Here is a 26,394-nt window from a genome sequence, read left to right as displayed (position 1 = left end):
GTCATCGTTCCTTTCTCGGGGTGTTGTTCATCAGGTCTTGGGGCAGCACGCGGAGCGTGGCCATGACAGGGCGCAGGATCGCGGGCGCGTAGACGACGGCCGCGCGCCGGCGCAGCGACCGGCTCACCCGGGCGGCGACCTCGCGAGCCGTGGTGGCGAAGGGAGCCTCGGGCAGGCCGGCGGTCATCCGGGTCCGCACGTGGCCCGGCCGCACCACGAGCACCCGGGCGCCGCTGCCGCGCAGAGTCCTTCCGATCCGGCGCGCATAGAGATCCAGCGCCGCCTTCGCCACGCCATAGGTCAAGAGCGTTTCCCGCGTACGCACGGCGGCCACTGACGAGAGCACGATCAGGGTGCCGTGCCCCTGCTCCCGGAGTCGGTGGGCCGTCGCGTGCACGGCGACCATCGGGCCCAGCATGTTCGTCTGCAGGGAGCTCTCGAGCGCGGGGCTGTCCGCGCCGATCAGCTCCTCGCCGGTCAGCGCGCCGACGGCGAGAACGACCACGTCGAGGTCACCGGCCAGTGCGGCCGCGCAGGCCAGCACGTCGACCGTCGCCGCGGCGGGTGCGGTCGCGTCGTAGTGCAGTGTCTCGACGCGCCGGCCCGGAACGGTCAGCCGGTCGGCGGCGAGTTTCAGCGCGGCGGTTTCGCGTCCGGCGAGCAGGATGGTGCCGGCGGAGGGGAGCAGTTCGTGGGCGATCGCGGTGCCGATGTCCGACGTTCCGCCGAGCACGAGCACGGTCTGGTCGCGTCCCAGGCCGTCACGCATGGCCGTCCCCGCTCAGGCGCAGCCGCCGGTCGAGGTCGGAGGTCATGAGGCGGTCGGGGTCGAGCAGGTCGCGTTCGGCCCGCCAGCGGTCCAGGCCCGGATACATGGCCGCCACCAGGTCGGGCCGCATCCGGCTGTCCTTGACCAGATAGACCCGTCCGCCGGCCGCGGCGACCTGGTCGTCCAGCGTGTCCAGCGCGGACGCGAGCCGGGGATGGGCCGGGAAGTCGAGCGCCAGGCTCCAGCCCGGCATCGGGAACGACAGCGGCGCGTCGCCGGCCGCGCCGAAGACTTTCAGGACGGCGAGGGTGGCGGCTCGGGCCGGTCCACGCATTGCCGCGTGCAGAACCTGCTCGGCGCCGAACGGCACCACGAACTGGTATTGCACGAGGCCGCGCGGGCCGTGCAGGCCGGGCCAGCCGGGAAGGGCGTCGAGAGGGTAGAGCACAGCCGGCAGAGGGCGGATCGAGCGGGGGCGCAGGCGCGCGGCGGTCAGGCGGGCGCGGTTCGCGACCGTGACCGTGGTGCCGATGCCCCGGCCGAGCAGCGTCGGCGCGGGCATGCGGGGCGCCGGTAGCCGTCCGCCACCGGGTGGTGCGGCCCGGCCGGGCATCATCGGGTCGGCGCGGCTGACGATGCCGGTCCGCGTGCGGGCGTCGAGCCAACCCACCGCGTACGGGCTGTCGCGAGCCGCGGTGGCCAGACTCTCGAGCGTCGCGTCGAGGCCGTCGACGACGGTGTCGGTGGTGCGGTAGAACCACGAGTCGAGCCGGATCAGCCCCAGCCGGGCCCGGGTGATCACGCCGGTGAGCCCCAGTCCTCCGACGGTGGCGCGGAAGGCGTCCGGGTTGCTCTCCGGTCCGAGCACGACTTCGCCCAGGGCGGGGGTGAGGACCGACATCTCCCGTACGTGGGAGCCGAAGGTTCCGGTGTGCACGTGGTTCTTGCCGTGGACGTCCGCGGCGATGGCTCCGCCCACGGTCACGTGGCTGGTGCCGGGGACGACCGGCAGAGTCCAGCCGAGCGGGGCGAGAGCGCGGATGATCGCGCCGAGCGTGGTGCCGGCCTCGGCCAGCACAGTGTCGCCCTCGACTTCGAGCCGCTCGTTGGTGCTGCTGGTCAGGGCGACAATGCCGCCGGCGTTCTGGGCCGCATCGCCGTAGGCACAGCCGCCACCACGGGCGATCAGGCCTCGGGGCCCGGCCGCGGCCATCATTTCCTCCCACTGTTCCGCGCTGTCCGGGCGGATCACCCGGCCGTGGCTGCTGGTCGATCTGCCCCAGCCGGTCGTTGCGGAGGTGTGCATCGTCATCGCGTCCTTTCTCCGAGGAGTCCGTGGTCGGCCAGGGGCCCGACGGTGTAGCCGCGCGCCCGGCAGAGCGCGAGGATTCCGGGCAGGGCGCCGAGGGTGGCCTGGAACGAGCCGGCGGCTGCGGCGTGGTCGCTGTCGTGCAGCAGGATGGTTCCGCCACCGTGCAGACCCCGGCGGACGGCCCGGAAGACCGAGTCGGGCGTCGCCCGGCGGGTCCAGTCACGACCCCAGCAGGTCCACAGCACGGGCCTCAATCCCAGCCGCCGGGCTTCGAGCAGGGCCGCGGTGCTCGCCACCCCGTAGGGCGGCCGCCACCATCGAGGCTGCTGCCCGGTGACGGCGGTCAGCACCGCAGTGGCCCGGGCGAGGTCGGGCCGGCTCTTGAGCAGCAGGCGGTGTTCGTAGCCGTGCACGCCGATCTCGTGTCCGGCCGCGGCGATCGACCGCGCGACGCCCGGGTGTTCCTCGGCCATCCGGCCGAGCAGGAAGAACGTCGCCCGGACGCCGAACCGGTCGAGCAGGCGCAGCAGCTGCGGGGTGGCGTCGGGATGCGGGCCGTCGTCGAAGGTCAGGGCGATGTGCCTGCGGTTTCCCAGGCCGGACGTGGCGGGCAGGAGGCGACGGCGCAGCGGCCCGATCGCCGCGACGGCCGGGGCGGCGTGAGCGAGGGCGACCGCGGTGGCGGTGGTCCCGAGTAGCTTCATACGACTGCCTCCTGTAGGGGATCAGCGATCAGCGGTGCCGAGCCGGCCAGCGCGGCGATCAGATCCGCGGCGTCCGGTTCGGCCGAGGCCTGCGGTGCGGGTGTTGCGGTCATCGCCCGGCTGAGCTCCTCGGCGAACGTGGTTGCCGAGCGCGGCCACGGCGACAGCCCGGCCCGGGCCAGCACGGCCGCGTTGGCGACGCCGTGCCCGGGCAAGCAGCGGTAACTGATCACCGGCACACCGCCGGCCATCGCCTCGGCGCTGGACAGGCCGCCCGCGTTGTGCACCACCACGTCGGCGCAGCGCAGCAACTCCGGCATCGCGTCGACCCAGCCCAGCGCGATGGCCGAGCCGTCGCGTCCGATGCGCCGGCGCAGGATCTCGTTGCGGCCGCAGACCACGACCGGCACCGCGAGCCCGGTGGCGGTGATGTCGCGTGCGGTCGCGGCGACATCACCGACGCCCCAGGAGCCCGCTACGACCACCGCGAGGCGCTCGTCGGCGGGCAGGCCGAGCCGCCGCCGGGTCGCGTCGCGCTCGGCCGGCCCGGTCACGGGCCGGAACTCCGGGCGAACGATGGGGGAGACCGCTAGCGTCGGGACGCCCAGCCGTCGCAGCTGGTCCGCGGTGGCAAGACCGGGGGCCAGGTGGACGTCCACACCCGCGGCGGCGCACAGCGGATGCACCGAGGGGTCGGTCATGACCGCCGCGACCGGAACGCTCAGGCGCCCGTCACCGCGCAGCCGGCCCAGCACCTGACTGGCCAAGGGATAGGTGGAGACCACGACGGCGGCGTCGGCCGGGATCGCGGCCAGCATCCGGGTCGTGGCCAGGCTCGCCGAAAGCCCGGCGGCGCCGGCCGACATCCGGGGGCCACCCATGGCGTTCAGCAGCCAGCCCCAGCTTTGCGGGAGGGTGTTGAGCTGCCGGGCGTACCCGTCGCGGATCCGCCGGCCCACTCCCGGGGGCAGCATGTCGAGGAAGTCGTGCCGCAGCACCTCGAGTCCCTGCTCGCCGAGGCGGCGGGCCAGCTCGGCGGCCGCGCCGTCGTGCCCGGCGCCGATGCTCGCCGAGAAGATCACCACCGGCCCGGTCACCACGCCGACCCGGCCCGGGCCGTGGCGGCGTCGAGGCTCGGCTGGTCCCGCCGGCTCACACCGAGGAAGACGATCACGACGAGGAGGGCCAGGCTGATCGCGACCGTGCCGAGGGGCCGGGGGAGCAGATCACCCAGGGCCGCGCCGAGCGGCCGGGTCAGCACGCACGCGGCCCAGAAGGCGGCGATCGCGCCGGCCTCGGTCAGCCGGTGGGTGGCCCAGATGCCGCCGATCACGATGGCGAACAGCGTCGCCGTCATGGCGGACCCGAGCCCCAAGGCCGCGGCGGCCAGGTCGCTCACGGCCGTGCCGAGCGCGAAGGCGAACAGGATCGTGAGCCAGTAGAACGCCTCCCGCCGAGACGTGTCGATGGTGTGGATCGACAGCGTCCGCTCGGCGGCGTACCAGGCGGCGAGCGCGCCGGCCAGCAGCACGGCACAGGTCGCGGTGGCGGCCCCGGGCGACACCCCGAGGTTGTCGGTCAGCAGCCTGGCGAAGATACTGATCAGCACCGCGACCAGCCAGTACCGGACGGGCGAGTAGCCCCGGTGCCAGAACTGCACCGACAGCGCAACGAACAGCAGCGCCGCCACGACGACGGTGGTTCGCGTCAGGCCCAGCCCGAGCGTGGAGCTCGGGAAATCGGCCGACGTCAGGACCGTGGCGATCCAGAAGAAGACGGTGACCTCGGGCACCTTGCTCAGGAAGCGCCGGGCCGGTCGGGTGGGGGTCATGGCCGAGACACTCGTCCCCACGAGCTAAGAGATCACTGAACGTACGAGGAAACGGTCTTCTTCAACGGTTTCTCAGGTTCGCGTCCCTACCTTCGCGCCATGACCTCGTTTCTCGACCCCACATCTCTGATCACCACGGTCGGGCTGATCGGCATCCTGGCCATCGTGTTCGCCGAGTCCGGGCTGCTCATCGGGTTCTTCCTGCCGGGCGACTCGCTGCTGTTCACCACCGGCCTGCTGGTGGCGGGTGGGGTGCTGCTGCATCAGCCGCTGTGGCTGGTGTGCCTGCTCGTCTCGATCGCGGCGGTGGCCGGCGACCAGTTCGGCTATCTGTTCGGCCGGCGGTTCGGCCCGGCGCTGTTCAAGCGGCCCGACTCACGGTTCTTCAAGCAGGAGAACCTCGCCCGGGCCGGGAGCTTCTTCGAGCGCCACGGCGCCCGGGCGATCGTGCTCGCGCGGTTCGTGCCGATCGTGCGGACGTTCACGCCGATCGTCGCCGGCGCGGGCCGGATGCACTACCGCACGTTCCTGATCTTCAACGTGGTCGGCGGGGTGCTGTGGGGGTGCGGGGTGACCTCGCTGGGGTACTTCCTGGGCCAGGTCGCGTTCGTGCGGTCGCACATCGAGCTGATCCTGATCGGCATCGTCGTGGTGTCGCTGATTCCGGTCGCGGTCGAGCTGCTGCGCAACCGTCAGCCGGCCATGCGGTAACCGGCGCCGCGAACGGTCTCGATCGCCTCGCGGCCGACCTTGCGGCGCAGGTAGCCGATGTAGACCTCGACGATGTTGGGATCGCCGTCGAAGTGCGCGTCCCAGACGTTCTCGATGATCGCCGTCTTGGTCACCGCCTGCCCGCGGTGGCGCAGCAGGAACTCGAGCAGCGCGAACTCGCGTGGCGTTACCGCCACCGGGTCGCCGGCCCGGGTCACCCGGCGCTCGGACGGGTCGAGACTCAAGTCGCCGGCGGTGAGCACGGCCGGGCGTTCCGGGGCGCCACGGCGGATCAGCGCCCGCAGGTGCGCCACCAGCACCACGAACGAGAACGGCTTGACCAGGTAGTCGTCGGCACCGAGATCGAGCGCGTCGGCCTGGTCGTATTCGCCGTCCTTGGCGGTCAGCATCAGGATCGGGGTCCAGACACCCTTGGCCCGCAGCTGCCGGCAGATTTCGTACCCGCTGAGCTTGGGGAGCATGATGTCCAGCACGATCACGTCGTACGCCCCGTGGGGTGTCTCGGCGGCGGTCCACAGCCCGTCGACACCGTCATGGGCCAGGTCGACGGTGAACCCCTCCCGGCTCAGGCCGTCGCGGATCGTCTCCGCCAGGCCCACCTCGTCCTCCACGACGAGCACCCGCATGCTCTACCTCCTGGTCCGGTCGACGGGGGCAGGGTGCCCGCGAACAGCTGAGAAAATACTGAACCGCGCCGTTAGCGTGATCTCATGCTGAGGTTACGTCGGTGGCTGGGTGTCCGGATGCGGTCCGCGCTCGCCGCGAGTCTGGTCGTGGCCATCGCGTCGTTGCTGGCCGGCGTCGTCCTGCTCGTGGTCGCCCGCGGCGTCCTGATCGACAACGTGAACGTGGCCGCCGGCGACCGCGCCACCCAGCTGGTCGCGGCGCTGGCCTCCGGCGACGAGCCCGACCTGCTGCCGTCCTCGCCGGGCCGCACCGTCGTGCAGATCCTCGACGCCCAGGGCGTGGTGATAACGGCGTCTCCCGCGCTGACCGACGCGCCCCCGGTGTCCGATCTGCGCCCGGCCGCGGGCCGTCGGCAGCAGCAGACCCGCCATCTCGGCCTCGGCCAGGACTCGCCGTTCCGGATCGTCGCCGCCGGCGTCAGCACCGGCGCGGGAATGCGGACCGTGCTGGTGGCCGAGTCGATGGACGCCGTCGACGACGGCACCGAGGCGATCCTGGTCGCGTTGCTGTTCGGCCTGCCCCTGCTGGTGCTCGCCGTGGGCGGCGCGACGTTCCTGTTCGTCGGGCGGACCCTGCGCCCGGTCGAGGCGATGCGCCGGCAGGCCGCGACGATCACGTCCCGCAACCTGCACACCCGGCTGCCGGTGCCGGCCGCCGACGACGAGATCGCCGCCCTGGCCGCCACGATGAACACGATGCTCGACCGGATCGAGACGGCCTCGGCGGTCCAGCGGCGCTTCGTCGCCGACGCCAGCCACGAGCTGCGCAGCCCGCTGGCCACCATCCACGCCAACGCCGATCTGCTGGTCGGGGCCGGGCTGGCCGAGGGGGAGGCCCGCTCGGCGACCCGGATCCACACCGAGAGCGGCCGGATGGCCAAGCTGGTCGACGACCTGCTCACGCTCGCCCGCGTCGACGACCAGGCCCTGCCCGTACGGCGTCAGGACGTCGACCTCGACGACCTGGTCTACGCCGAGCGGGAGCGGGTCGCGCTCGAGCATCCCGAGCTGCGCATCGAGGGCTCGGTCGGCCCGGCCCGGGTCAGCGGCGACCCCGACCAGTTGCACCGCGTGCTGCGCAACCTGGTCGACAACACCGTCCGGCACGCCCGGCAGAGGGTCACCGTGAGCCTGGCCGGCGGCGAGGTGATCGTCGGCAACGACGGGCCGCCGATCCCGGCCGCCGACCGGGAGCGCATCTTCGATCGTTTCGTCCGGCTGGACGACAGTCGCGCGCGGCAGGACGGTGGTGCCGGTCTGGGTCTGGCGATCGCCCGCGACATCGTCACCGCTCATGGCGGCACGCTCACGGTCGACGATCTGGCCGAGGGCGCCGCGATGCGGATTCGGCTGCCCCAGGAGGAATGACAGTGGCGAGCGCGGTCCCGGTCAGTCGTACGCCGACCCGCTCGCCGGTGGCGGGAAGCAGGTGGGCCGGGCAGCGTGCGGTGACCTCGCCGTCGTCGGTGCCCAGCCGCAGCAGGCCGTCGTGCCCGCGGAATTCGACACCGAGCACGGTCGCGTGGGTCGGGGCGGCCGGGTCGAGGACGAGCTGCTCCGGGCGTACGAGAACGGCGCCCTGGCCGTTGGCCGGCCGGGGGATCGGCGCTGATCCCAGGGCGGTGGCGGCGTGGTCGCCCAGCAACTTGGCCGGCAGCTCGCAGACCTCACCGGTGAAGGCGGCGATCGCGGCGTCGGCCGGTCGCAGATAAAGGTCGGCGGGACTGCCCTGCTGTGCGGTCGTGCCGTCGCGCACCAGCGCCACCCGGGTGGCCAGCGACAACGCCTCGGAAAGATCGTGGGTGACCAGGATCGTGGTGGTCGAGGTGGCGGCGAGCGCCGCGGCCACGGCTGTCCGGGTGCCGGCTCGGATCGCCGGGTCGAGCGCCGAGAACGGCTCGTCCAGCAGCACGGCGTCGGGTTGCGGCGCGAGCGCCCGGGCCAGCGCGACGCGTTGCTGCTCGCCACCGGAGAGCTGATGCGGAAAGCGGTGCTCGAGGCGGGCGTCCAAACCCACAAGATCAAGCAATTCCCGTACGCCGTGACGACCGCGCCGCCGTCGCCAGGGCAGCCCGAAAGCGACGTTTCCCAGCACCGTGAGGTGCGGGAACAGGTTGCCTTCCTGTGTGACGTAGCCGATCCGGCGGTGCTCGGCCGGCAGGCCACGCACCGGCCGGCCGCCGACGGTGATGGTGCCGTCGTCGGGCTGGTCGAAGCCGGCGATCAGCCGCAGCAACGTCGTCTTGCCGCTGCCCGAGCGTCCGATCACCGCGGTCAGTTCGCCGTGCGCCGCGGCCAGGTCGAGCCCGTCGAGCACCGGCACTCCCGCGTGGGCCTTGCGCAGCCTGGATACTTCGACGCCGCTCATGCGCGCCGCACCAGCAGGTAGGCGGCGGGCGCCGAGATGACGATCATGAGCAGCGCGTACGGGGCGGCGGCGCCGTAGTTGATCTCGCTGGTGGCATTCCAGAAGCCGGTGGCCAGGGTGCGGGTGCCGATCGGGGCCAGCAGCAGCGTGGACGTGAGCTCGGTGACCACGGCCAGGAAGACCAGCAGGAAGCCGGCGCCGAGGCCCTTGGCGATCAGCGGCAGCCCGACCCGCAAGAGCACCGCGTGCGGCCGGACGCCGAGTGAGCGCGCCACGTCGTCGAGTTCTGGCGGCGCCTGCTCGAAGGCGGCGCGCAAGGTCACCATGGCCCGGGGCAGGAACAGCAGCGCGTACGCGGTAAGCAACATCGCCGTGCTCTGGTAGAGCGCCGGCAGCCAGCGGATCCCGGCCGTGATGAGCGCGAGTGCGACCACGATGCCGGGCAGTGAATTCCCGACGTACGTGCTGCGTTCGATCACCGTGCTCAGGCGTCCCCGCCGCCGTACGACGAGCCAGGCCACGGGCAGTGCGAGCACCGTCGTCACGGCCGCGCCACCTAAGGCAAGGCCGAGCGTCGACGCCGTCGCGCTCAGCAGCGGCCCCGCCGGGAAGCCGGCCGAGGTGCTGGTCAGCAGCCAGTGCACGAGCGTGCCGAGCGGAACCCCGAGGGCCGCGACCGGCAGCAGCGCCAGGACGACCAGGAACCAGCGGCTCACCGGGCGGCGCAGGGCAGGGCGGGCCGCACCCGAGCCCGTACGGGCAATGCGGGCTTGTCGGCCGAGTGCGAGTTCGCCGCCGAGCAGCACCAGGCAGAGCAGCACCAGTACGCCGGCCAGGGCCGTCGCCGCTGAGCCGTCGAACGTGGACTGGTACTGGTCATAGATCGCGGTCGTGAACGTGTCGTAGCGCAGCGCCTGCAGCGCCCCGAACTCGGCCAGCAGGTGCAGCCCCACGAGCAGGCCACCACCCAGCAGGGCGGGGCGCAGCTGAGGCAGAACGACGCGGACGAACGTACGGGACGCGCTGGTGCCCAGGGACCGGCTGATCTCCTCGTGGGCCGGGTCGCTGCCGCGCAACGCCGCGGCGACCGGGAGATACACGAGGGGGTAGTAAGACAGCGTGGTGACGGTCAGCGCGGCGCCGAGGCCCTGGAAGGACGGGCGCAGCGAGAACCAGCCGAAGCTGTTGACGAAGGCCGGCACCGCAAGGGGCGCGACCATCAGGGCGGTCCAGACGCCACGGCCGGGCAGGGTGGTGCGTTCGACCAGCCAGGCCGCTCCGGCGCCGACGATCGTGCAGGTGGCGATGCCCAGCACCACGAGCACGACGGTGTTGGTGAGCAGTTCGCCGACGCGAGGGCGCACGACCAGCGCCACGGTGTCGCCACCGGCCTCGATCAGGCCGGCGGCGACGTAGGCGAGGGGGAGCAGGGCCAGCAGGCCGACCGCGACCGCGGCGGCCCGCTGGCTGCCGGCGAACCAGGTCACAGCAGGCCGACCCGCTGCATCTCCTCGACGATCTTCGGGCCGTTGAGCGCGTTGTTGTCGACCACCGGCGCGTTCAACTCGGCCAGCGGGGTGAGTGCTTTGTTGGCGTCGACGCCCTTGCCGACGGTGTATTCGAGGGCCTTGCTGTCGGCGAGCAGTTTCTGGCCCTCGGCGCCGGTCATGTAGGCGAGGAACTGCTGGGCCGCGGGCCCATTCTTGCTCGACTTGAGCACGCCGCCGCCGGAGACGCTGACGAAAGCGCCCGCGTCCTTGTTGCCGAAGTACTTCAGCTTGGTCTTGGCACTGTTGGCGCCGCCGTCGGCCTGATCGCCGTACCAGTAGTAGTGGTAGATGACGCCGCCCGGCACCTCACCGGCGTTGGCGGCCTTCATGATGGTGCTGTTGCCGCGGAAGACCTTGGCGTTGGCCTTGACGCCCTCGAGCCACTTGGCGCCCTCGGACTCGCCCTTGATCTCGTAGACGGCGCTGACGATGGCCTGGAAGTCGGCGCCGCTGGGCGAGATGCCGAACTTGCCCTGCCACTGCGGCTGGGCCAGGTCGAGGATCGAGGCCGGGAGCTGGTTCTCGGGCACGAGCGTGGTGTTGTAGACAAAGACGGTCGAGCGCGCGGCGACCCCCACCCAGTCGCCCTTGCTCGACGAGTACTCGGCCGGCACCTGGTCCTTGGTCGCCGCGTCGACCGGCGCGAACAGGTCCTTGCTCGAGACCAGCGACATGGCCGGGGAGTTCTCGGTGATGAACACGTCGGCCGGGGAGGCTGCGCCCTCGGCGACGATCTGGTTGGCCAGCTCGAAGTCGCTGCCGTTGCGGACCTCGACCTTGGTGCCGGTCTTGGCGGTGAAGGCGTCGGCCCAGGCCTGGCCGACCTCCTCGTGCTGGGCGTTGTAGAGCACCAGGGCGGCGGGCTGGGACCCGTTGCCGGTCGAGTTGTCGGACGAACCGCAGGCCGTGAGGAGCAGCCCGGCGGCTGCGGTCACGGCGACGGCGAATGTGTGACGACGCACGGTCGCTCCTTCGGTGTTTCGGGTGTTGCCGAAGGAAGGTTAGGCTCGGCTTACTTGCGATTTGGTGCCCAAAATTGGGGGTGGACGATGCGCCTGCCGGTCCTGCTGGTCGATGACCACCGGGTCCTGGTGGACTCGCTGGCGCTGAGCCTGGAGCTGCAGCCCGACCTGTGCTGCGCGGCGGTGGCCTACACGGCCCGCGACGGCTTGGCCAAGGCCGCCGCCATCCCGTACGCGGTTGCGGTCGTGGATCTGCAGTTGCCCGATGCGGGCGGGCTCGATGTCGTCGCCCGTCTGCGCGCGATGCGCCCCGATGCGCCGATCGTCGTGCTCACCGCCCACCCGAAGGCCGACCTGGCCGACCGGGCGCTCGCCGCCGGCGCGGCGGCCTTTCTGGGCAAGGATCTGCCGCTGACCGAGATCCTGACTGTGATCAGGTCGGCCGATCCGGCCCGCCCGCAGGTTGTGGCGGGGTTGCGGCAGCCGCCCGTCGGGCTGACCCATCGTGAGCTCGACGTGCTGCGCGAGCTCGGGCAGGGTCACGACGCCACGCGAGCCGCCGCCACCCTGGGCATCTCGCTCCACACCGCCCGCGGGCACATCAAGGCTGTGCTGGCCAAGCTGGGTGTGCAGACGCAGCTCGACGCCGTGGTGTCGGCCGAGCGGCTCGGCCTGATCACCGTCGGCTCCCGGTACTGAACCGTGCGCGCCGTAATCGTGCGGTGCGCCGCGGTGGCGGTCGTGCTCGCCCTGCTGGTGAGCGTCGGCGTACGGCGGCTGTCCGATCGCGACGCCGGGCATCTTGCCCGGGGTGTGGCGGCCGCGTTGCTGACGCCCATGGCGTCGCAGGACTTCCGGCAGCCCGGCGGCATTGATCGGGTGGGGCTGCTCAGGCACTTGCAGCCGTTCCTGGCTGACGGCGTGGTGAAACGCGTCAAGGTTCTCGCAGTGCGGGGCGACCGCGCGACCGTTGTCTTCTCCGACGAGCCACGCACCGAGGGCCTGGTCGAACACCCGAGTTCCGGCACGGCTTCCGTTCCCGGCGACGAGAACCACCGCTATGAGCGGTCGCTGGCCGGCGCGACGAGGGAGGTGTTCTTCGCGTTCCAGGACGCCCGCGGCAACGCCACCCAGCTCGAGTTGTACGTCCCGGTCGACGCCACGGTGACCGGTTGGGTGGCCGTTGTCGTGGTTGCCATGCTGCTTGTCCTTCCCGTGGCGCTGCTGGGGACTCGACAGGCTCGGCGCGATCCCGGCCCGACCCGTCGTGACCTGGCCCGCCGCCTGCACGACGATGTCCTCCCCGAGCTGGCCGGCGCCCGCATGCTGGTGGACAACCTGCGCAACGCGGGGGAGGCCGACCTGGCCCGGGCCGGGGTGACCCGCGGCGAGCTGGCCGACCGTCTGCACGCGATCCTGACCGGCGAGATCGGGCAGATCAGGGCGTTGCTGAGCGAGCTGGTCCCGCCCGAGCCGGCCGGGGACCACCTGCCCGCACACTTCGCCGATCTGGTGGCCCGGCTGCGGCCGGACGGCCCGTCGCCCGCGATCACGACCGCCGTGCCGGCGCTGCCTGAGCTGCCGGCAGCCCTCGCGCCGGTCCTGCTCAGCGTCGGCGGGGAACTCGTCCGCAATGCCATCCACCATGCCGGGGCCGGCACGATCCGGCTCGTGGTCGAGGTCTGCGCGTCGAGCGTCCGCCTGACCGTGACCGACGACGGGACCGGCTTCGACCCGAGCGCGGTCGCTCCCGCTGGGCATGTCGGGCTGCGGCTGATCCGCGGCCTGGTGCGTGAGCACGGGGGCGTTCTGCGCTTCGGTCATGATCAGGGAACGACGGTGACGGTGACCTTCCCGCTGCGACCTCGTTATTCCTACAAGATGTAGGAGTAATGTTTCAGGGAGGCATGTGGTGGGTCGCATCGGACGTATGTTGTTGGCAATGTCGACAGTGGTCATGGTGGTGCCGAGCTCGGCCGCCCAGGCGGCGGCTGTGCCTCGCCCGGATCACGTCGTGATCGTCGTGCTGGAGAACAAGCGGTACGACTCCGTCGTCGGCGACCGGCGCACGCCTTGGGTGAGTGCCCTGGCTGCCCGGTCGGCCAACCTCACGAGGTTCTACGCCGAGACGCACCCCAGCCAGCCCAACTACCTGGCGTTGTTCTCCGGCTCCACCCAGGGCGTGACCGACAACAAGTGCCCCCACGAGCTGGGTGATCGGGTCAACCTTGCCCGTCAGCTGATCGACGCCGGCCACAGCTTCGCCGGCTACTCGGAGGATCTGCCCCGTACGGGCTGGCGTGGCTGCGGGTCCGGCGGGTACGTCCGGCGCCACAACCCCTGGGTCAACTTCAGCAATGTGCCGGCCGCGGCCAACCGGCCGTACACGGCATTCCCGTCCGACTTCAGCCGGCTTCCGACGCTGTCGTTCGTCATCCCGAACCTGTGTCACGACATGCACGACTGCCCGAAGGCGCAGGGTGACGCCTGGTTGAAGCGGGAGTTCGCCGGCTACGTCGCCTGGGCCCGTAAGCACAACAGCCTGTTCATCCTGACCTTCGACGAGGACAACAAGACCGGCGGCAACCGGATCGCCACCATCGTGGCCGGCGCGGGGGTGCGGCCTGGCGCCTACGCCACCCGCGTCGACCATTACGACCTGCTGCGCACCGTGCAGCAGATGTACGGACTGCGCCCGGCGGGGTGGGCGACGCGCCGAGCGGGACTCCCGGCCATCTGGGCTCCCCGCGGCTGACCCTGCACCTACAGCTTGTAGGGGATACAGTCGGGCGATGACCGCGCACCTCGACGACCAAGCCACCACCACTCACGGCGGCTCGCTGAGCCTGCGGCTGGCCGCGCGGTCGGCCGCTGCGTTCGTGCTCCTGGCCGTGTTGGTGGCCGCTAAGGCGGACCCGGTGGTGTCCTTCGACTCCTGGCTCAGCCGGGCGGCACATTCCGCCGCCATCGCCGCCCCGCTCTGGCGTGCGGCGATGGCGGCGGTCACGGTCACCGGCAGCACGACGGTCATCGGGCCGCTGGCCGCGCTTGCGTGTCTCATTCTGCTCGTCCGCGGCCGGTGGCGACATGCGGTGTTCGTCGTGGCCGCGCTCACCATCACGCTCGGTGCGCGGCTGGCGGTGCTCAATGTCGTCGCCCGGCCGCGCCCGGTCGATCAGTTGGCGCCCGCGTCGAGCTACGCCTTTCCCTCCGGGCACACCGCCGCCTCGGCGACGGCGGCCCTGGTCGCGGTCATGGTCTGCTGGCCGATGCTGCGCCGCCGGGGGAGCCGGATCGCGCTCGCCGTCGTCGCGGGTTTGTGGGCCGTGGCCGTGGGGGTGAGCCGGGTGGCGCTGGTCGTGCACTGGCCCACCGACGTGCTCGGAGCCTGGCTCTTCGTGCTCGCCGTCGTGCCGGTCGTGTGGTGGGTGTGCTTCCGTGGACAAAAAACCTACACCTTGTAGTATTTCGCGGGTGGGGTGGACCCTTGGCTGAGAACGCGGGCGATCCGAGCGGCCTCGTGGGGATGTACCTGCGGGTCATCCTGGAGTGCGAGGAAGAAGGCGTGCCCCCGTTGAGCGCCCGCATCGTCGAGCGGCTGGGCCGCCGGGCACCGACCGTCCACAAAGCCGTCGATCGGCTGAAGCAGCATCGGCTGATCACCGTGGACGAGAGCCGCCGGCTCAACCTCACGCGGCCGGGCCGCCGCCGCGCCGTCGCGGTCATGCGCAAGCATCGGCTGGCCGAGCTGATGCTGGTCGACCTCTTCGGCGTCCCCTACGACCAGGCTCACCGCGAGGCGGACCAGCTGCAGCATGCCCTGAGCGACCGCGTCGAACAGGTGCTGTTCCGCAAGCTGGGCTACCCGGTCCGCTCGCCGTACGGCAATCCGATCCCGGGCCTTACCGCGATCGGCGGCCCACCTTCGGCACGGCGCCGCGCCCGGGGGCAGGCGCCGCTGGCGACCCCGGGGCTGAGCGGTGCCGTCGTGGTGCAGCGGATCGGCGAGTGGGTTCAGGCGCACCACGCGTTGCTGATGGAGCTGGCCGCCGCCGGGGTACGTCCGGGCCGGGTGGTGACCGTCATCCAACGGCCCGCCGCGGTGGTCGTCGGCGGCGTTCAGCTCCCGGAGCCGCTGGCGCGCGGCATCGTCGTCACGACGGATCTCGACCAGGCGTACGGGTCGTCGGCTCAGGCCGCGGCGTGAAACAGCTCGAGCAGGTCACGCGCGGCCTCGACCGTCCAGACCAGCGAGAAGGCGGCGAGGGCGCCCGGCAGCAGCAGATAGAGCCAGGAGAGCGGACGGCGTCGCGGCATCAGCAACTCGCGTACCCGCTTGGGCACCACGCCGGGCCGCTCGGCCAGATGGAGACCGGCCGGTGTCCTCGGCCCCGCCAGCGCGGCGGCCCCGAGCGCAAGCGCTACGGACCGGCGGTCGCCGACGGCCGCGGCGGCCCTCTCGTCGGCGGCACGTTCGACGAGGTAGTCGATGCGGATCGCGAGCACCCGCAGCAGCGGGTGAGCCGCGCACGCCAGTTCGGCCGTACGCGCCAGCCGGTGATGGCCGCCGCGCAGATGCTCCCGCTCGTGGGCCAGTAGCGCGGCATACTGCTGGTCGGTGAGCAGATCGAGCATGCCGGTGGTGACCACGATGCGCCCGGGCGGGCCCTCGACGCTGAACGCCTCCGGCGCCGGATCGGGCACGACGATGACTTCCCGATCGGCCGGCAGGTCACCGAGACCAGTGATGACGGCCAGCGCCGAGCGGTGCCGGCGCCGCGTACGCCAGACGGCGGCCATGGACGCCAGGAACAGCACCGCCGAGAGCCACGAGACCCACGGCACCGTCTGGGTGTCGCGCGCGATGACGACGCTCGACCAGCCGAGCCACTGCCCAGGAACCGGGAGTTCGGCGACGGCCTTGACCGTGAAGAGTGCCAGATTCACCGTGCTGGCCGCCGCCGCGCCGGCCGCGGACCACGCCAGCACGGCGGCGGCCCGGCCGGGCGGCATGCGATCCGCGGAGACCAGCGCCAGCCCGGCGATCACGGCGGGCACGACGAGCACGGACCATACGAAGTGATCGAACATCCGCTCCCGCCTGCCCGGCCGTCGACGTCGTGGTGCTCGTGCGTGTTCCCCGGAAGGCTATCCTGAGCGCGGAGGTCAGCCACTGTGACGACGAAGGACGGGCGCCGGGCGCCGGGGACGCTGGAAGCCTCGGTCATGGCGGTTTTGTGGGCCGCCGGGCGGCCGATGTCGGCCACCGAGGTGCAGCAAGAGGTCGGCGGTGAGCTGGCCTACAACACCGTGCAGACCATCCTGATCCGCCTGCACGAGAAGAAGACCGTCGAGCGGCGCCGGGCCGGCCGCGGTCACGTCTACTGGCCGGTCGAGGACGAGTCCACCGCGGCCGCCTCCCAGATGCGCGCCGCCCTGGCCAACCGCCCCGACCGGCACGCGGTGCTGCAGCGTTTCGCCGCCTCCCTCGACGAGTCCGACGCCGACCTGCTCCGGCAGTTGCTGGGCGTAGCCGAGCGCAAGCGCGGCGCATGAGGCTGGCCGTCTATCTTCCGCTGCTGCTGGCGCTGCCGCTGACTCTCGCGGCTCGCCCCATGGCCGCGCGCGGCCGGCCCGGCCCGGCGGCGTGGACGCTGAGCGCGGTCGCGCTGCTGGCGGCGGCCTGCTCGACGTGGTCGCTGGTGGTGCTGGCGCTCACGCTCCTCGACGACGTTCCGCCCCTTTCGGCGCTGGACAACCATCCGGCGATCGAACTGCCCGAGCCGGTGCCGGGCCCGGTTGCCCTCGTGGCGGCTGTTCTGCTGCTCGGGGCGGCCGTGCGCGTGTTCCGGGCCGTCCGGCTGCGGATCACCACCTTCCGTGACCTGCGGGCGGTCGGCGCCCCGGACGAGGCGATGGTCGTCGCCGACTGGTCTGAACCCATGGCGGTGGCGGTCCCCGGCACGATCCGGCGCCGCGGGCGACTCCTGGTGACCACCGGCATCCTGAAGCTGCTCGACGCCGACGAACGCCGGGTCGTCCTCGCCCACGAGCGCGCCCACCTGGAACGCGGGCACCATCGGCTCACCGCCGCCACTGCCGTGGCCGCCGCCCTCAACCCGTTGCTGATCCCGGTCCGCGACGCCGTCGGCTACCTGGTGGAGCGCTGGGCCGACGAGGACGCCGCGGCCGAGGTCGGCGACCGCCGGTTGACGGCGCAGGCGGTGGCCCGGGCGTCGCTGGCGGCGACCACCCGCCCCGGAACAGTGCTGGGCATCGGCGGCGGGGTCGCCGTGCAGCGAGTGCGAGCGTTACTGGACCCGCCGCCCACCGGCAGCCGCCGCCGGTTGATCGCGCCCGTCGCTCTCGGCGTCGTGTTGCTCGCCGTGGTCACGGTGATCACGGTCGAGTTCGTCGCGCTGGCCCAGGCCTGGATCTGACGGGGTCACACGCCGTTGTAGGTGTTCAACGTCGAGATCAGCGTCTGCAGGCCGGCCTCGCAGTCGGGCTGGGTCGGGCTGCCTGCGCGCAGCGAGGTCAGCACGGTGTCGATCTCGCCGTCGAGCTGGTGCCACTTCGCCGGGTCGCGTGGCTTGAGACCGGACTCGGCGTCGTCCCAGGCCACCTCGAGGTCCTTGACCTTCGTCTTGCCGGCGGTCAGATCGTTGTGGTCGACCTTGGTCTTGACGTCGGTGGCGATCACCGTGAACGCGCTCAGGTCGCCCAGCCGGGTGGTGGGGTGCGCGGCCTTGGCGCTCGTCGTCGAGGTGGCGGTGGTCAGCTCCGCGCGGTTCGACGGGGCCGGGGTGCCGCTGAGCCCCCAGCCCGCGGCGGCCAGCACCACCACCGCCGCGCCGGCCCAGGCGTAGTCGCTGCGCCGTCCACCGGCGGGCTCGTCGCCCTTGGCCGTGATGCCGTGGCGGCCGGTCAGCACCTGCTCGCGGGTCACCAGCACCAGGATGACGGCGAAGAACAGCAGGCTGGTCACGCTGGCCCCGAGCGCCAGCCCGCCGAACTGGCGGTCCTGGGTCAGCAGGTCGCCCAGCGAGGCACCGAGCGGGCGGGTCAGCACGTACGCGATCCAGAAGGTGAGCACCTGGCTCACCCCGGCCTTGCGGGCGATCCACGTGGCCAGGATGAGTCCGCCGAAGATCAGGGTGCCGTTGCGGAAGCCGAGGCTGAGCGCCTCGGTGGCCAGGTCGCCGGCCGCGGTGCCGAGGGCGAAGGTGGTGAGGATGGCGCCCCAGTAGAACGCCTCCCGGCGCGGGGTGTCGATCGAGGCGATGGCCAGGGTGCCCTCCTGGCGGTGCCAGATCACGAAGACCGCGGCCAGCACGACGGAGAAGACGGCGGTGCTGACATAGAGGCTCACGCCCAGGGTGTCGGTGAGGAAGTCGGTGATCTGGGTGCCGACGATGCTCACCAGCACCACGCACAGCCAATAGATCCACGGTGTGTAGCGGTTGGTGCGGAACTGTACGACGAGCGCTGCCGCGAGCACCGCGAGCATGATGGCGTCGGTGATCAGCGGGCCGAGCCCGACGTTGACCGACAGGTAGTCGGCGAACGTCTCGCCGATCGTGGTGGACAGGATCTTGATGACCCAGAAGGTCGCGGTGATCGCCGGGACCTTGGTCAGCCAGCCCGGCACGCGGACGGCGGGAGCGGAATGCGCAAAAGTCATGATCGCCACACTGGGCAAGCGGCGCTGAACATTTGCTGAAGGCCACGAAAGGGGGTCGCTCACCGAATTCTCAGCACCGCCGGCCGGCAGACCCGTGGTCGCCGTCACAGATCCCTGAGGCGGCTGGCGTCGACCCGGCCGGTCCAGCGGGCGGTGACGGCGGTCGTGGCGGCGGCGGTGGCGAGCACGGCCAGCACGGTGGCGGCGACGAAGTCCCACGGCACCACCGGATGGTGCGGCGGCGGGTCGAAGATGCCGTTGAGGACCTTGATGAGCTGGGCCGCGACCAGACCGCCGGCCACCAGACCGCCGATCACGCCGAGCGCCACCAGAGCCCGCGCTTCGGTCCAGAGGAAACCGGCCCGCTGCCGGGCGGTGGCGCCGAGCACGGCCAGCGCCGTGGTCGCCCTTCGCCGCTGGACGGCACCGGCCACCAGCACCAGGCCCGCGCTCGCCCCGGCCAGCAGCAGCCCGAAGGTCAGGCTGAGCCGGGCCAGGCCGGACAGGCTGCCGGCGGCCAGACCGGACGCGGACACCACGGCGACGCGCGGCGAGGTGGTGTCGTTGACCTGCGCGCCGGTCGGGGGACGGATGGCCGCCGCCACCCGGGCGGGATGGCCGGTGCGCACCAGCAGCGTCTCGACGGCCGGGCGTCCGGTCGCCTCGGCCAGGTACGACCGGTTGGCGACCACGAAGCTGTCGCGCGGCGCCGTGGCGAACTCGGTGATCACTCCGACGACGTGAAAGCCGATCGAGCGGTACGCGCCCTGGTCCGTTCGCAGCCGCAGCCGTACGGCGTCGCCCGTGTGCAGCTGGTAGTCGTGCAGCGTCTCCTGCGAAAGCAGCACGCCGTCCCGGGTCGCGGCCAGGTTCGCCATCACCGCTCGCACGGAGCTGCCGGGCGTGAACGCGTCCTCCAGCGGCGCCGCCCGGCCGACCGTGGCCGCGTCGACGCCGTACAGGTCCTGCAGATCCGGTCCCACATAGACGAGCCGGTGGCTGACCTGTTCGACCGCGGTCACGCCGGGGACGGCGGCGATCGCCGGGTCGAGGGTGCCGCCGCTGTCGGCCGGCAGTGTTATCGCCACGTCAGATCCGACGGTCAGCGCAGTGTCGACGCGGGCCTGCCGGTCGTAGGTGGTGGTGAAGACCGCGGCCGACACGGTGACGGCGACGGCCACCGCGAGCCCGGTCGCGCCGCGGGCGACCACCCGCCGCCGGCGCCGCAGGACGTCCCGGCGCAGGTCGGGCAGCCGCCCCGACGGGTCGGTGCCGGGCCGCCGGCCGCGGCGGGCCAGCACCAGGGCCGACAAACGCCAGGTGAGCAGGGCCATCCCGGGCCACAGCAGCGCCGGGGCCAGCAGCGCGGCGTAGTTGACCGACGCCACCGGCACACCCTCGGGCACGACCACGACCTTGTACCCGCCGCGGGAGGTCAGCCAGAACACCATGGCCGAGCCGGCGAGCAGCAGGAAGTCGAGGCCGAGCCGCAGCGGCAGCGGTGATCGGGTGGCGGGCAGGGCGGTGGCGGCGTCCTGCACGGTGGGAGGGCCGCCGCGGAGCAGACGCGCCACCGGCGCCAGCTCGGTCACGACCGCGAGCAGGACACCGGCCGCCGTCCCGCCGGCCAGCCAGGGAACGGAGACTGTGCCCAGAGCGCGGGCCAGCACGGCGCCCAAGGCCGCGCCGAGCAGCCCGTCGATCAGGGCCACCAGGCCCAGCAGGGTGGCCGCGCGGCGGGGTGTCACCCCGCGCAGGCGCAGCAGGGCCAGGTCGCGGCGCTGCCGGTCGTTGCGCAGCGAGATCAGCAGCAGGGCGACCACGCCCGCGAGGACGAGCGCCGGCACTCCGAGCAGCAGCACGAGCAATCCGGCGTAGATGGCGTCCTCCCGGGCCGCCGACAGGGCCACCTCGAGGTTGTCACCGATCAGGGCGCTGCCGGCGATGTCGGCGACCAGGTGGTTGGAGCGGAGGGTGATCAGGTCGGCGGCCCGCGCCGGGTCGCTCGGCAGCTCGCCGTGATTCAGCCGTACGTGGAACTGATGGATCACTGTTGCCGAACCGACCAGATCGCGGAACCGTTCCGGGGCGACCAGCAGGACGTTGTCCGGCGGCGCACTCGCTCCTGACCCGGCGGGGGCGCCCACGACCTGGAAGAAGGAGTCGGCGGTGGGCAGCTCGGCCACCCCCGTGACCGCTACCGTGCGTCCGCTGCCCAGCACGGTCACTGTGTCGCCGGGAGCGGCTGCGAGGTTGGCCGCGGTCTGCTGCTGCAGGGCGGCGCCGACGAGCGAGCCGCCCAGGGTGCGGAGCTGACCGGGTGCGAACGACGCATAATCGGCGGGCAGGGACACCACGTACGCGGCGCCCGTGGTGCGCGTCTGGCCGTCGGCCGACTTCGAGGTCAACCCGCGAACCTTGGCGTAGTCGACCGCGCGGAAGCCGGTCAGGCCGGGCGTCGCGGCCAGCGCGTCGCGGGCGACGGCGGGATCGCTGCCCGGCGTGACCTGCACCTGCCAGTCGACCGGCACCCTGGCCGCGGCGCGTTCGGTGAGCCGGGCACCGGTGCGGGTGGTGAACGAGCCCAGCGCGACGAGGAAGGCCACGGTCAAGGCGACGGCGAGCGCGGCGGCCAGGGTCTCGGCCGGGCGGCGGCGCAGGGCCTGCAGGACGTATCGGGTCGTCATGAGACCGTCCATCGGTGAGGGAATCGGGCGGCGACATCCGGATCGTGGGTGGCCACGACCAGAGCGCTGTCCCTGGCCTGCCGCAGGAGGACGTCGATGGTGCGGGCGGCGGTGGCCCGGTCGAGAGCGCCGGTCGGCTCGTCGGCCAGGATCAGCCGGGGCGCCATCGCGAGCGCGCGGGCCAGGGCGACCCGCTGCTGCATCCCGCCGGACAGCTCGGCCGGCAGGGCGTCGTCGATACCGGCGAGCCCGAGGGCGTGGGCCTGTTCCCGGGCACGGTCCTCGGCCTCGGCCGGTGCGTGCCCGCGCAGACGCAGCCCGAGCGCGGCGTTCTGCAGGGCGGAGAGTTCCGGTACGAGGGATGGGGCCTGCGGCACGTAGACGACCTCCCGGGGTTCGAGGGTGCGGTCGACCGTGCCGCCGGTCGGCTCGAGCAGCCCGGCCAGTACGAGCAGCAGGGAGGTTTTGCCGGATCCGGAGCGCCCGGTCAGCGCGTAGTGCTCGCCGTCGCCCAGTTCGGCCGAGAACCCGTCGAGGACGGTCCGGCCGCCGTACGCCACACGCAGATCCGCCGCCTTGAGGATCACGCGATCCTCCCGTCCACCAGATGCAGCACCCGGTCCGCGTGCTCGGCGACGGCGGCCGAGTGGGTGACCACAACGGTGGCGCCGGTCGGGGGCCGCCATTCGCCCAGCAGATCGAGGATCGACCGTTCCTCGTCGGTGCTGACCTCCGCCGTCGGCTCGTCGGCGAGCAGCACGGTGGGTGCTCCGGCCAGCGCGACGGCCAGCCCGGCCCGGGCGGTCTCGCCCCCGGACAGCGTCCGTGGTGTGGCTCGCCGGACGTCGCGCAGGCCGAGGGCGTCCAGAAGGTCGTCGGGGGAGGGGCCGCCGGCCCGGCTCAGGGCGGCGGCGAAGCGGACGTTCTCGCGCACGCTCAGATGGGCGAACAGCGAACTGTTCTGGGTCAGCACGCCGATGTGCCTTGCCCGCAGCCGGGCCGCCGCCGCGGGCGTACGGTGGCTGAGCAGTTCCCCGGCCACGCGGACCGAGCCGCCGTCCGGGTCGTCCAGCCCGGCCAGCAGGCTCAGCAGGGTCGACTTGCCCGACCCGGACGGCCCGGTGACCGCCACCATCTCGCCGGCCCGGCAGGTGAGCGACACGTCGAGCAGGGCCGGGATCTCGGTGCCGCCGCGGCGGTAGAAGCGGTGCAGGCTGTGGGCCTCCAGGGGCGTCACAGCAGCTTCAGACTGTCGATCATGGTCTTGTAGGCGTCGACGTTGTCCGCCCCGACCGGCCCGAACAGCTCCATGATGACCTCGCGGCCGCGGGCGACCACGTCGTAGCGGACGACCTCGTCGCGGTACTGCTTGCCGGTGACCGGGTCGGGTGCGGAGTTGCGCCGGTAGACGATCTTGACGCCGTCGCCGGCCGGGACGGTGACGGCAAGGACGCTGCTCAGCTCGAACGCCGCTTGAGTGTGCTGAAGGTCGGGCACGTCGTGCTTCTCTGCGTAGTCGGCCGTCTTCGCGGTGGTGGCCGGTCCGGTGCTCGCCTGCACGCCGTTGAGCTTGTCGGTGAAGGTCACCGTGCTCGCCTGGGACCGTTCGGCCCAGCCCTCGGGATGGGTGAACCGGTAGCGGCCGGCGGTGCTGGTGTAGGCGACGAACGCGATGTTGTCGGGGATGTCGCCCGGCGGGTTCGACTCGGCGGGAACCGCCTTCTGCTGGGCGAAGGTCGACGAGGTGGCGGACGGGACCGGCATCGGAGCGGGCGGGTTCGCTCCGCATCCGGCCACCAGCACAACCGCCGCCAGCAGGCTGATTCGTCTCATGCCGCCGACCGTAGGGAAGGGCCGGCCAGCGCCCGGCCAACGTGGCGTTAAGCGGGCGTTTGCCTTGCCCGGCCTACCGTGCGGGGCATGACCATGCGCAGGCAGGTGCGCCGGGCCATCGCGTCGGTCGCGGTGATCGCCCTGCTGCTGTTCGGGGTGCCGCTGGCCGTGGTGCTCGACCGGCTGATCACCAGCCAAGCCTTGACCACCCTGCAGCGCGACGCCACCCGCGGAGTCGCCGCCGTGCCGGACAACGTCCTCGAGGCCGGTGTCCCTGTCCGGGTGCCGGGCGGCAGCCATGGCGTGCGGATCGCCGTCTACGACGCGAGTGGTGGCCTGGTTGCCGGGTCCGGTCCGGCCCGGTCGGCGTTGGCGGCCCAGGTCGCTGACGGGCGCGAGCACGACGGCCGCGACGGTGATGCCCTCGGCGTAGTGGTGCCGGTCCTGTCGGACACCACGGTGGCCGGGAGTGTGCGGGCGGCGGTGCCCCTGGCCGGGCTGCGCGCCGAGACCTACCGGGTGTGGGCGTTGCTGGCCGCGCTCGCTCTGCTCGTGATGGGTATCGCCGTGCTGCTCGCGCGGCGGTCCGCAATCCGCATCTCCGGCCCGTTCGAGCAGCTCACCGCGGCGGCCCGGCAGCTCGGCGACGGCGGCCCGATCGACCTCCCGCGCTGGGGCATCGCCGAGGCGGACGCGGCCGGGGACGCCCTGCGCGAGAGTGCGCGCGAGGTCGAGGCCCTGCTGGAACAGGAACGCGACTTCGTCCGGCATGCCTCCCACCAGTTACGGACCCCGTTGGCCGGGGTGCTGCTGGCGCTGGAACGGCCGGTCGCCGATATCAGCGCCGCACTGGGCCGGGCTCACGACCTCGAGGTGACCATCTCCGATCTGCTCGCGCTGCGTTCCCGGGCCGGCGGCTCCTGCGATCCCGGCGCGATCGCGGCCGAGGCAGCGCAGCGCTGGACGACGCCGGATCGCCCGGTCACTGTGCGGCGCGACGACACCGGGCCGGTCGCGATGAATGCGCCGGCGCTGCGGCAAAGCCTGGACGTCCTGCTCGACAACGCTGTACGGCACGGCGCCGGGCCTATCACGGTGACGGTGGAGCCGTACGGGGAAGCGGTTTTGATCGAAGTCTGCGACCAGGGCCCTGGGCTGAGCGCCGACGCCCTGCCACGTACCGGGCTGCAACTGGTGAGCGCTTTGGCCGGGCGGGCCGGGGGATCGGTGCTGATCCGGCGGCGAGCCCCGGGTCCACGGATCGCGTTGATGCTGCCGCCGGCCGGTCAGTCCGCCTCGAACCTATAGCCGAAGCCGCGCAGGGTGGCGATCCGGTCCCAGCGGTCCCCGGCGTCGGCCAGTTTGCGCCGCAGGTTGGCTACGTGCACGTCGAGGGTCTTGGTCGAGCCCGACCAGTACTCGTCCCAGACCTGTTCCATCAGCTGCTCCCGCCGCACAGCCTCGCCCGCCCCGGCCACCAGCACCGCCAGCAGCTCGTGCTCCTTGGGCCGCAACCCGAGCTCGACGTCACCCACCCAGGCCCGCCGGGCCCGCTGGTCGAGCCGGACCGGGCCGGCGCGCAGCTCGGGAGGACCGGCGTCGCCTCGGCGCCGCAGGTGCGCGCGCAACCGGGCCAGCAACTCCACCGGCCGGAACGGCTTCGTCACGAAGTCGTCCCCACCACCGTCGAGGGCCCGTACGGCGTCGGCCTCCCCGGTCCGCGCGGTCACCACGACGACCACCACGTCGGCGTCGCGCTCCCGGATGTCCGCGCACAGGTCGAGACCGTCGCTGTCGGGCAGGCCGAGGTCGAGCAGCACCAGATCGGGTACGGCGTCGGCCAGCTTGTGCCGGGCCTCGGCCCCGGTCCGGGCCCAGCGCACCTCGTGACCGTCGGCGGCGAGCACACCGACCAGCCCCGCGCCGACTCCCGCGTCGTCCTCGACCACCAGCACCCGTGCCGGGTTCTTTCGCATTCGCGCAGGCTAGGCGGCCGTACCTGAGAAACCGGTGAACGGCGGTCAGAACAGGGTGGTGATCGCTTCGCCGTCCGGGTCGTTGACGGCGTCGGCGATGTCGCAGAAGCGCCACTTCTTGTCGGCGCCCAGCCACAGGGACAGGTGCAGGCTGGTCGGCGGCAGCTGAGCGCGGTCGGACAGCACGACGGTTTTATCACCCTTGACCGTCGACGTGGCCGTGTGGCTCAGAATCTGTTCGGCGGGGCGGGTGAGCTGAATGTCGACGGTGACCGGGTTGCCCGCGGCAGTTCCGGTCGGCCCGGAGACGTAAGTCAGGGTGGGTGCGGCCGTCTTGACGTAGGCGCGCTGCTCGACCAGTGACTGCAACTGCGCCGTGAGCGCGTTGGCGCTGGCGCAACCGGGCTGCGTGATGGTCGTGGCCAGCGCCGGGTTGGGGTTAGCGATCAGCCACTGCCCGTACGCGATCATCGACGGGATCACCTTGGGCCACGCGGTGCCGGTGTTGACAAGCCCGGGCGCGGCACTGGTCGGCGGCGCGGCTGTGGCGAGGCCGGAGGTCACCGGGCCGGGGCTGGCCGAGGTGGTGCCGGGGGTGGGCACGGTCGACGCGTTGGCGCTGGTCGCGGCGCATCCGGCGAGCGTGCCCAGGGTGGCGGCACCGACAGCGGTGAGCCGGACGAGACGGCGTACGGGAATCAACGTGTGCTCCTGCGCGGGACGGCGGACGGGTACGCGCGGAAGGATCGGCTGTTCCGGTCGCTGTCTGAGGTATGGCGTTGCTTCCCGAGGTCACCGCGGCCTTCTGGATCATGAAGATCGCCGCCACGACCTTGGGGGAGACGGCCGGAGATTTATTCGCCCAAACCCTGAGTGTTCAATACCCTCGGCACCTCGATGGGTGACTTCCTGGCCGACAGTTCCGGGCTCGGGTACGCCGGCGGCGCCGCGCTGGTCGGCGGTGTGCTGGCGGTGCTGCTGGCGCTCAAGTACGTGCCGGCTGTGCCCAACGTGCTGCTGTTCTGGTTGGCTTTCGTGCTGACCCGGCCGCTCGGGGCCACTGCCGGCGACTTTCTGACCAAGCCGGTGGCCAAGGGCGGGCTGGCCCTGGGCACCCTCGGCTCGTCGCTCGTGCTGCTGGGCGTGCTGTTCGCGCTGATGGCCCACGCCCATCGGAAGGAGCGCCGCAAGCCGCTTCACGTACGCGCGTGACTCTTCAGCGTTTTCTCAGGACCGCGGTGCGAGGTTGCAGACCCCCGGTGAAACGTCCGGTCGGTGCCGCTCGCTGTCGGCCGGCCGG

At 72.3% G+C, this 26,394-nt stretch carries 29 protein-coding genes; 12 read left to right on the top strand and 17 right to left on the bottom strand.

Translation table 11 applies throughout. The annotated features are described in order from the left end of the window. Position 1: 1 nt before the first annotated feature. Genes JKJ07_RS38600 through JKJ07_RS38580 form a run of 5 tightly spaced genes read right to left on the bottom strand, consistent with a single transcriptional unit; the run spans position 2 to position 4,616 of the window. Positions 2 to 769: an SDR family NAD(P)-dependent oxidoreductase gene (locus JKJ07_RS38600; RefSeq protein ID WP_202996938.1), complete on the bottom strand. Its 768-nt coding sequence runs from the start codon at positions 767 to 769 to the stop codon at positions 2 to 4. Beyond that, the gene (locus JKJ07_RS38595; protein ID WP_202996936.1) at positions 762 to 2,081 is read right to left on the bottom strand and encodes an FAD-binding oxidoreductase; all 1,320 of its coding nucleotides are present in this window, start codon (positions 2,079 to 2,081) and stop codon (positions 762 to 764) included. The genes JKJ07_RS38600 and JKJ07_RS38595 overlap by 8 nt, the downstream gene beginning before the upstream one ends. Beyond that, positions 2,078 to 2,785 (bottom strand): polysaccharide deacetylase family protein, encoded by a 708-nt coding sequence (locus JKJ07_RS38590; RefSeq protein WP_202996934.1) that lies wholly within the window; start codon positions 2,783 to 2,785, stop codon positions 2,078 to 2,080. The genes JKJ07_RS38595 and JKJ07_RS38590 overlap by 4 nt, the downstream gene beginning before the upstream one ends. Then, positions 2,782 to 3,882 (bottom strand): glycosyltransferase, encoded by a 1,101-nt coding sequence (locus tag JKJ07_RS52045; RefSeq protein ID WP_202996932.1) that lies wholly within the window; start codon positions 3,880 to 3,882, stop codon positions 2,782 to 2,784. Before JKJ07_RS52045 ends, JKJ07_RS38590 begins: the two co-directional genes overlap by 4 nt. Then, positions 3,879 to 4,616, bottom strand: coding sequence for a COG4705 family protein (locus tag JKJ07_RS38580; RefSeq protein WP_202996930.1), 738 nt, complete (start codon positions 4,614 to 4,616; stop codon positions 3,879 to 3,881). Before JKJ07_RS38580 ends, JKJ07_RS52045 begins: the two co-directional genes overlap by 4 nt. A 99-nt stretch (positions 4,617 to 4,715) precedes the next feature. Here JKJ07_RS38580 and JKJ07_RS38575 point away from each other — a divergent pair, with 99 nt between their 5' ends. Next, positions 4,716 to 5,327: a DedA family protein gene (locus JKJ07_RS38575; protein ID WP_202996928.1), complete on the top strand. Its 612-nt coding sequence runs from the start codon at positions 4,716 to 4,718 to the stop codon at positions 5,325 to 5,327. Here the strand turns inward: JKJ07_RS38575 and JKJ07_RS38570 are convergent. Beyond that, the gene (locus tag JKJ07_RS38570) at positions 5,309 to 5,974 is read right to left on the bottom strand and encodes a response regulator transcription factor (protein WP_202996927.1); all 666 of its coding nucleotides are present in this window, start codon (positions 5,972 to 5,974) and stop codon (positions 5,309 to 5,311) included. The genes JKJ07_RS38575 and JKJ07_RS38570 overlap by 19 nt on opposite strands. Before the next feature lie 84 nt (positions 5,975 to 6,058). Here JKJ07_RS38570 and JKJ07_RS38565 point away from each other — a divergent pair, with 84 nt between their 5' ends. Continuing rightward, positions 6,059 to 7,402, top strand: a complete 1,344-nt coding sequence (locus JKJ07_RS38565) for a sensor histidine kinase (protein WP_236030603.1) — start codon at positions 6,059 to 6,061, stop codon at positions 7,400 to 7,402. Here the strand turns inward: JKJ07_RS38565 and JKJ07_RS38560 are convergent. Genes JKJ07_RS38560 through JKJ07_RS38550 form a run of 3 tightly spaced genes read right to left on the bottom strand, consistent with a single transcriptional unit; the run spans position 7,341 to position 10,914 of the window. After that, on the bottom strand, positions 7,341 to 8,402 hold the full coding sequence (locus tag JKJ07_RS38560; protein WP_202996925.1) for an ABC transporter ATP-binding protein: 1,062 nt from the start codon (positions 8,400 to 8,402) through the stop codon (positions 7,341 to 7,343). The genes JKJ07_RS38565 and JKJ07_RS38560 overlap by 62 nt on opposite strands. Then, positions 8,399 to 9,889: an ABC transporter permease gene (locus JKJ07_RS38555; protein WP_202996923.1), complete on the bottom strand. Its 1,491-nt coding sequence runs from the start codon at positions 9,887 to 9,889 to the stop codon at positions 8,399 to 8,401. Before JKJ07_RS38555 ends, JKJ07_RS38560 begins: the two co-directional genes overlap by 4 nt. Continuing rightward, positions 9,886 to 10,914, bottom strand: a complete 1,029-nt coding sequence (locus tag JKJ07_RS38550) for an iron ABC transporter substrate-binding protein (RefSeq protein WP_202996921.1) — start codon at positions 10,912 to 10,914, stop codon at positions 9,886 to 9,888. Before JKJ07_RS38550 ends, JKJ07_RS38555 begins: the two co-directional genes overlap by 4 nt. An 87-nt stretch (positions 10,915 to 11,001) precedes the next feature. Between JKJ07_RS38550 and JKJ07_RS38545 the strand changes: the two genes are divergently transcribed. From JKJ07_RS38545 to JKJ07_RS38525, 5 genes are all read left to right on the top strand, one after another. Beyond that, complete coding sequence (locus JKJ07_RS38545; RefSeq protein WP_202996919.1) at positions 11,002 to 11,613, top strand: response regulator transcription factor; 612 nt, start codon at positions 11,002 to 11,004, stop codon at positions 11,611 to 11,613. Positions 11,614 to 11,616: 3 nt separating this feature from the next. Beyond that, complete coding sequence (locus JKJ07_RS52040; RefSeq protein WP_202996918.1) at positions 11,617 to 12,801, top strand: sensor histidine kinase; 1,185 nt, start codon at positions 11,617 to 11,619, stop codon at positions 12,799 to 12,801. Positions 12,802 to 12,856: 55 nt separating this feature from the next. After that, entirely contained in the window at positions 12,857 to 13,669 is an 813-nt protein-coding gene (locus JKJ07_RS38535) for an alkaline phosphatase family protein (protein WP_236030602.1), read from the top strand. Positions 13,670 to 13,706: 37 nt separating this feature from the next. After that, the gene (locus JKJ07_RS38530; protein WP_202996913.1) at positions 13,707 to 14,378 is read left to right on the top strand and encodes a phosphatase PAP2 family protein; all 672 of its coding nucleotides are present in this window, start codon (positions 13,707 to 13,709) and stop codon (positions 14,376 to 14,378) included. 62 nt (positions 14,379 to 14,440) lie between these two features. Continuing rightward, entirely contained in the window at positions 14,441 to 15,121 is a 681-nt protein-coding gene (locus JKJ07_RS38525) for a metal-dependent transcriptional regulator (protein ID WP_202997055.1), read from the top strand. On the opposite strand, the gene JKJ07_RS38520 is transcribed toward JKJ07_RS38525, so the two are convergent. After that, entirely contained in the window at positions 15,106 to 16,005 is a 900-nt protein-coding gene (locus JKJ07_RS38520; RefSeq protein WP_202996912.1) for a M48 family metalloprotease, read from the bottom strand. The genes JKJ07_RS38525 and JKJ07_RS38520 overlap by 16 nt on opposite strands. Before the next feature lie 84 nt (positions 16,006 to 16,089). Here JKJ07_RS38520 and JKJ07_RS38515 point away from each other — a divergent pair, with 84 nt between their 5' ends. Both JKJ07_RS38515 and JKJ07_RS38510 read left to right on the top strand, forming a co-directional pair. Continuing rightward, the gene (locus JKJ07_RS38515; RefSeq protein ID WP_307834628.1) at positions 16,090 to 16,470 is read left to right on the top strand and encodes a BlaI/MecI/CopY family transcriptional regulator; all 381 of its coding nucleotides are present in this window, start codon (positions 16,090 to 16,092) and stop codon (positions 16,468 to 16,470) included. After that, positions 16,467 to 17,354 (top strand): M56 family metallopeptidase, encoded by an 888-nt coding sequence (locus JKJ07_RS38510; protein ID WP_202996911.1) that lies wholly within the window; start codon positions 16,467 to 16,469, stop codon positions 17,352 to 17,354. The genes JKJ07_RS38515 and JKJ07_RS38510 overlap by 4 nt, the downstream gene beginning before the upstream one ends. Positions 17,355 to 17,359: 5 nt before the next feature. On the opposite strand, the gene JKJ07_RS38505 is transcribed toward JKJ07_RS38510, so the two are convergent. The 5 genes from JKJ07_RS38505 to JKJ07_RS38485 form a co-directional block, all read right to left on the bottom strand. Beyond that, complete coding sequence (locus JKJ07_RS38505; RefSeq protein WP_236030600.1) at positions 17,360 to 18,598, bottom strand: COG4705 family protein; 1,239 nt, start codon at positions 18,596 to 18,598, stop codon at positions 17,360 to 17,362. 104 nt (positions 18,599 to 18,702) lie between these two features. Continuing rightward, a complete protein-coding gene (locus JKJ07_RS38500) occupies positions 18,703 to 21,285 on the bottom strand; it encodes an FtsX-like permease family protein (RefSeq protein ID WP_202996910.1) in 2,583 nt (860 codons plus the stop codon). Next, entirely contained in the window at positions 21,282 to 21,872 is a 591-nt protein-coding gene (locus JKJ07_RS38495) for an ATP-binding cassette domain-containing protein (protein ID WP_202996909.1), read from the bottom strand. The genes JKJ07_RS38500 and JKJ07_RS38495 overlap by 4 nt, the downstream gene beginning before the upstream one ends. Continuing rightward, on the bottom strand, positions 21,869 to 22,522 hold the full coding sequence (locus JKJ07_RS38490; protein ID WP_202996908.1) for an ABC transporter ATP-binding protein: 654 nt from the start codon (positions 22,520 to 22,522) through the stop codon (positions 21,869 to 21,871). Before JKJ07_RS38490 ends, JKJ07_RS38495 begins: the two co-directional genes overlap by 4 nt. Next, complete coding sequence (locus tag JKJ07_RS38485) at positions 22,519 to 23,118, bottom strand: hypothetical protein (RefSeq protein ID WP_202996907.1); 600 nt, start codon at positions 23,116 to 23,118, stop codon at positions 22,519 to 22,521. Before JKJ07_RS38485 ends, JKJ07_RS38490 begins: the two co-directional genes overlap by 4 nt. Positions 23,119 to 23,205: 87 nt before the next feature. On the opposite strand from JKJ07_RS38485, the gene JKJ07_RS38480 reads away from it, so the two are divergent. Beyond that, a complete protein-coding gene (locus JKJ07_RS38480) occupies positions 23,206 to 24,426 on the top strand; it encodes a sensor histidine kinase (RefSeq protein WP_202996906.1) in 1,221 nt (406 codons plus the stop codon). On the opposite strand, the gene JKJ07_RS38475 is transcribed toward JKJ07_RS38480, so the two are convergent. Then, complete coding sequence (locus tag JKJ07_RS38475) at positions 24,405 to 25,094, bottom strand: response regulator transcription factor (protein WP_202996905.1); 690 nt, start codon at positions 25,092 to 25,094, stop codon at positions 24,405 to 24,407. The genes JKJ07_RS38480 and JKJ07_RS38475 overlap by 22 nt on opposite strands. A 45-nt stretch (positions 25,095 to 25,139) precedes the next feature. Then, complete coding sequence (locus JKJ07_RS38470; RefSeq protein ID WP_202996904.1) at positions 25,140 to 25,796, bottom strand: hypothetical protein; 657 nt, start codon at positions 25,794 to 25,796, stop codon at positions 25,140 to 25,142. A 71-nt stretch (positions 25,797 to 25,867) separates the two neighbouring features. Between JKJ07_RS38470 and JKJ07_RS52350 the strand changes: the two genes are divergently transcribed. Continuing rightward, a complete protein-coding gene (locus tag JKJ07_RS52350) occupies positions 25,868 to 25,999 on the top strand; it encodes a hypothetical protein (protein WP_202996903.1) in 132 nt (43 codons plus the stop codon). Next, on the top strand, positions 25,992 to 26,306 hold the full coding sequence (locus JKJ07_RS52035; RefSeq protein WP_202996902.1) for a COG4705 family protein: 315 nt from the start codon (positions 25,992 to 25,994) through the stop codon (positions 26,304 to 26,306). The genes JKJ07_RS52350 and JKJ07_RS52035 overlap by 8 nt, the downstream gene beginning before the upstream one ends. The last annotated feature ends 88 nt before the right edge of the window (positions 26,307 to 26,394 follow it).

Source organism: Paractinoplanes lichenicola, assembly GCF_016785085.1.
In the GTDB taxonomy this organism is placed as follows: domain Bacteria; phylum Actinomycetota; class Actinomycetes; order Mycobacteriales; family Micromonosporaceae; genus Actinoplanes; species Actinoplanes lichenicola.
This window is presented reverse-complemented; position numbering and strand designations above follow the sequence as displayed.